This is a genomic window from Xenorhabdus eapokensis (assembly GCF_001908105.1).
In genome coordinates, this window is the sequence record NZ_MKGQ01000069.1 from 1 (window position 1) to 5,052 (window position 5,052).

Sequence of the window (5,052 nt, forward strand, 5' to 3'; positions counted from 1 at the left end):
CGGATAAGTGTTCAATCAGAGTCATAGGTCAGCAATGAGAAGGAAAATAAATCTCATTAGATCATGTCATTTGCCTTCATTCAAGAGGTGCTAAAAAAAAGTATGCTCGCGCCCTGGGTAGTTGGTAAACAGGTTGGAGGATGGGTTGGCTCTCAGGCTGGAGTTATGGCGGGTGCTGCGGTTGGAAGTGTTGTTCCAGTAGTTGGTACTGTAGGTGGTGCGATTGTTGGAGGTCTGGCCGGTAGAATAGGAGGAGGGATAGTTGGGCAAGCTGCAGGTGCTGAGGCTGGTCGCAGGGCTGCAGGCTCATCATTTATACGAGATTTGTTTACAAGACCTCCAGTACCAGAAAGTGGAAGTCACTACTGCGGGGATACAGGTTGTAATTATTGTTAATATTAACCTAGTATCTTTTTATATGTGATTAAATTTCACTGAATGAAATTAAATTCCCTTTTATATCAATAAAATGAGTAATTTCATTCCCCCTGACATGAACGCATAACTATATATGTTTAGATACTTCCTTAGATAAGGATATTATTTTATATATCATTTTGAACTTGGGATGTGCTCAGTACTCTTACTTACTACTTATTATTTATTACTTATTACTTATTATTTAGTACGTTTTGATTATGATGCACAACTCATGTTCAAATTATTATAATTAATTTATGTTAGTATCTACATTTATTGTAAAAATAGTAAATATAATGACAATTAATTTTAATATTGAAAAAAAATATTTTTTAGATAATTTTTTTGAAAAAAAACCATATGTATTTAAGAGCATATATGATGTGAATTTTATAAACAGGAATGAAATAGAAGATATATACAATCGTTCTGACTTAGAATCATTTGAAGGACTTAAGTTAATGTATAATGGTATTCTAGATAAAAGAGAATACCTAGAATCTTATCAAGATTTAGGGAATACAAGATATAGATATATCTACTCTAAGTTATATGATTATTTAAATGCTGGTGCAACATTAGTTGCAAATGGTATTATCAACGAACCTAAAATTGATTATTTAGCTAAATGCTGTTCTTCATTGACAGATAGTCATACTTTTTCAAGTATATATTTAGCTTATGGAGAGAAAAGTTCATTTAAACCCCATTGGGATAGCAGAGATATTTTTGTAATACAACTAACTGGCAAAAAAAGATGGGTTATTTATGAGCCATCATTTCAAAACCCTTTGTATGTACATCAATCAAAGGATATGGAAGATATATATCCATGTCCTTCTGAACCATATGATGATTTCGTATTAGAGGCTGGAGATGTTCTTTATCTTCCTAGAGGTTGGTGGCATAATCCATTACCTGTTGGTGAAGAGACTATACATTTATCTGTTGGAATTTTTCCACCTTATGTCTTTAATTATTTATACTGGTTATCAAATAAAATAAATGATTTTGAGATAGGGAGAAAATCTCTTCCTAGATCATGGGTACAAGCTAAAAGTGAAATTGAAGATTTATCAAAGTTTATTTTTAAATATTTAGGTTCAGAAGAAGCATATAATGAATTTTTACAATCAATTGGCTCAGAACAAAGAATACCAAATAAATTGAATTTAGATTTATTTTGCAATAATAAATCTAAATTATCTGATAAAGCATATTTAAGAATAAATTCAAATAATAATTTATCTATAGATGATGGATATGTAATTTGTAATGGGATTAAATTAAATTTAGATCATGGCTCTACTGAATTGCTTAAGAAAATTGATGATAATCCATATATTTCTCTTGAAAAATTACTCTCTTTCTTTGAAACTGAAATGCATGAAAAAATGAAAGATCTGATTTATAATCTTGGCTATCAAAATATATTAGAAATTATAAATGATGTATAAAGACGACCTTTTTCGTCAAGAAGCTTTGAAAAAAAAATCAATACCTATGGCTGGCCAAATGGTTTTGACCAGTCCATTTGTTTTTACTGTATTGACATACCTTTCCAGCTTGCTTGTAGTATTTATTATTATATTTATCATTTTTACTGAATATTCTAGAAAAACATCAATAAAAGGTCAAATTTATCCTAAAGATGGAATGTCTAAGATTTATTCTAAAGAAATTGGTGTTATTAGTGATATTAAGGTTAAGGATGGGCAATTTGTTAAAAAAGGAGATGTTTTAGGTGTTATTTATAAGGCTCAGTATATAAATGAAGGAACATTGCAGGATAGTTTAAAAGAACAAGCAATTCTAAAAAAAATTACATTAATCAATGAGATCAATAAAATGGAATCTCTTCAAGTTAACCGAATTGAGTTGCTTAAAAATAATCTTAATGGTTTAATTAAACAAAAAGAGCAAATAAAAATTCAAATAAAAATACAAAAAAAGAGATTAAACGATTTAAGGGAAAATACATATAGATATAGAAGTTTAGAAAAAAAAGGTTTTATATCAAAAGAATATATGTCTTCGATTGAGGGTAATGAGTTAGAACAATTAGAAAGACTAAATTTAACTAAAAAGGACCTTATAGAAATAGATCGTTTAATTACTGAAAAAGAATTGGAAATTGAGGATGCTCCATTAAAAAAAATTATAGAACGACAAGAAATAGAAAGAGTATTGTCTTCTGTTAACCAAGAAATCTTAAATATTGAAAGTCAGACTGAGTCTGTAATAAGAGCCAATTCATCCGGCTTTGTTAATATTAACAATTTTGAGTTAGGCTCATATGTGGATCAATCAACATTACTATTGAGTATAGTTCCTAGTAACCAAGATCTTGTTCTTCATTTATATGTACCTAATCAGTCTATAGGATTTATAAAAATCGGAGATGTTGTAAATATAAAATATTCAGCATATCCATATCAAAAGTTTGGAATATTCAAGGCAAAAGTTACATCTGTTAGTCGATCTGCTATGGCTGCTCAGGAAATAAAAAGTATAGGAAGTGTATTTCCAGCATTAAATGCCACAAATGAACCAGTTTACTTAATAAAGGCTGAGCTTGAAAAACAATATATTGAAATTAATAAAATCAAGAAGCCATTGGAAATTGGAATGACTATTGATGCGGACATTTTGCATGAAAGAAGAAAATTATATGAGTGGATGTTTGAACTTTTATTTTCAATAAATGATAGTATTTAAAATGATAAAATTGAATCAGATTAGATTTTGGTCTTCTAATAATTTGCCAGTTATATTGCAAACAGAAATGGCTGAATGTGGTTTAGCTTGCCTCGCGTCCATTGCTTCTTTTCACGGGTATCAGATTGATTTACTTTCACTTAGGAGAAAGTTTTCTGTACCCCTTACTGGTATAAATCTTAATGATATTACTAACTATGCTAAAGAACTAAATCTATCCTATAGAGCAATTCGTTTAGATATTGATGAAATAGAACAACTGACATTACCATGTCTTCTCCACTGGGGGCTTAATCATTTTGTAGTGCTAAAAAAGGTATTATCAAAAAAAATAGTTATTATGGATCCAAGTATTGGTATAAGATACTTAAGCTTTGATGATTTTTCCGATTATTTTACAGGTATCGCTGTTGAATTTTGGCCGAATAATGATTTCAAAAAGAATATTTTAAAAGAACGAATAAATGTTTCAAAGTTTATTAGAAATATATCAGGAGTGAAAAAATCAATAATAAAAATATTATTATTAGCTTTTGCACTAGAGTTTTTTGCGCTTATTAGTCCATATTATATGCAATTAATAATTGACCATGGGGTTGTTTCTGAAGACAAAAATTTAATATTATTGTTATCGTTTAGATTTGGCATATTACTAATTTTTGAACAAGTTATAACTATTGTGCAGAGTTTATTAACTACATATATTAGTACTAATTTGAACATACAATGGAAATCAAATGTTTTTACACATTTAATCAATTTGCCAATAGATTTTTTTAGAAAAAGGCACTTAGGTGATATAATATCAAGATTTTCTTCTATTGATAGTATACAAAATACTTTAACATCTTCTTTTTTTATCTCTATATGTAATAGTTTTGTATCTGTAATTACGATTTTTATTATGCTAATGTATAATTTTAAATTGACTTTAATATCAATAATTACACTTCTTATTTATATGGTCATACGAATTGCATGGTATTTTCCTTTAAGGGAAATTTCTAAAGAAAATATCGCTCATTCAGCAAAACTAAGTTCTAACTTTATGGAAACAATAAGAGGGATAAAAACGATAAAAATTTTCGGAAAAGAAAGTTATAGATATAACTCTTGGTTATCATTATCTATTGATACACTTAATTCAAGTCTTAAAACTCAAAGATTATCCTTGCTCTTTTCTTTTGTTAATAAAATATTATTTGGAATTCAAAATGTATTGATAGTGTATTTAGGTACACTTCTTATATTTGATAATGTATTTACTATTGGAATCTTAATGTCATTTTTGGCATATAAATCCCAATTTGAGTCTAGAGTTCTATCTCTTATTGATCAGTTTATTTCTTTGAAAATGCTAGGAATTCATCTTGAGAGATTATCGGATATTGTCCTAACTGAAACAGAGTTTAATTCTGATTTATCTCTGAAAGAAAAAGAAATATCGTCAAGTAATGTAAAAGTTAAAAATCTCTGTTTTAAATATAATGATAACTCCCCTTATTTGATAAAGGATTTATCTTTCAATATCCCGGCTGGAGGTTCTGCTGCTATAATAGGGGCTTCGGGATGTGGTAAGTCAACATTGCTTAATTTAATGATGGGTAGTATTCTTCCTACAGAAGGGAAAGTCATAATTGGAAATGTTGCAGTTAATGAATCTCATATTAAAAGCATCAGGGATAGTATAGGTTATGTTGCACAAGATGATGCATTATTTTCTGGCTCCATTATGGATAATATAACTTTTTTCGATGAAAAACCTGATATAGAAAAATCGGTAAATTGTGCTAAAATAGCTGCAATACATGATGATAAGTCCTCAAGAGAAATTAATTGCAAATTGGTCACCATAACCAGCTAATAATGTATTGATCTCATATTCCATGGTTTCCTGAGTCCAGGTGATAAAAC

The 5,052-nt window shown here is 28.8% G+C and carries 4 protein-coding genes; all 4 read left to right on the forward strand.

The window, feature by feature from the left end; translation table 11 throughout:
• Positions 1-102: 102 nt before the first annotated feature.
• The 4 genes from Xedl_RS18930 (at position 103) to Xedl_RS18945 (ending at position 5,002) form a co-directional block, all read left to right on the forward strand.
• The gene (locus Xedl_RS18930; RefSeq protein ID WP_143187486.1) at positions 103-396 is read left to right on the forward strand and encodes a hypothetical protein; all 294 of its coding nucleotides are present in this window, start codon (positions 103-105) and stop codon (positions 394-396) included.
• Positions 397-716: 320 nt separating this feature from the next.
• Complete coding sequence (locus Xedl_RS18935; RefSeq protein ID WP_074025270.1) at positions 717-1,877, forward strand: JmjC domain-containing protein; 1,161 nt, start codon at positions 717-719, stop codon at positions 1,875-1,877.
• The gene (locus Xedl_RS18940) at positions 1,867-3,138 is read left to right on the forward strand and encodes an HlyD family secretion protein (protein WP_083600402.1); all 1,272 of its coding nucleotides are present in this window, start codon (positions 1,867-1,869) and stop codon (positions 3,136-3,138) included. Before Xedl_RS18935 ends, Xedl_RS18940 begins: the two co-directional genes overlap by 11 nt.
• 1 nt (position 3,139) lies before the next feature.
• Complete coding sequence (locus Xedl_RS18945) at positions 3,140-5,002, forward strand: peptidase domain-containing ABC transporter (protein ID WP_083600403.1); 1,863 nt, start codon at positions 3,140-3,142, stop codon at positions 5,000-5,002.
• Positions 5,003-5,052 lie beyond the last annotated feature (50 nt).

Excerpts from the sequence above, each read along its gene's own strand:
- Xedl_RS18940 (WP_083600402.1), top strand. The coding sequence starts at position 1,867 with ATGATGTATAAAGACGACCTTTTTCGTCAAGAAGCTTTGAAAAAAAAA.
- Xedl_RS18945 (WP_083600403.1), top strand. The coding sequence starts at position 3,140 with ATGATAAAATTGAATCAGATTAGATTTTGGTCTTCTAATAATTTGCCA.
- Xedl_RS18930 (WP_143187486.1), top strand. The coding sequence starts at position 103 with ATGCTCGCGCCCTGGGTAGTTGGTAAACAGGTTGGAGGATGGGTTGGC.
- Xedl_RS18935 (WP_074025270.1), top strand. The coding sequence starts at position 717 with ATGACAATTAATTTTAATATTGAAAAAAAATATTTTTTAGATAATTTT.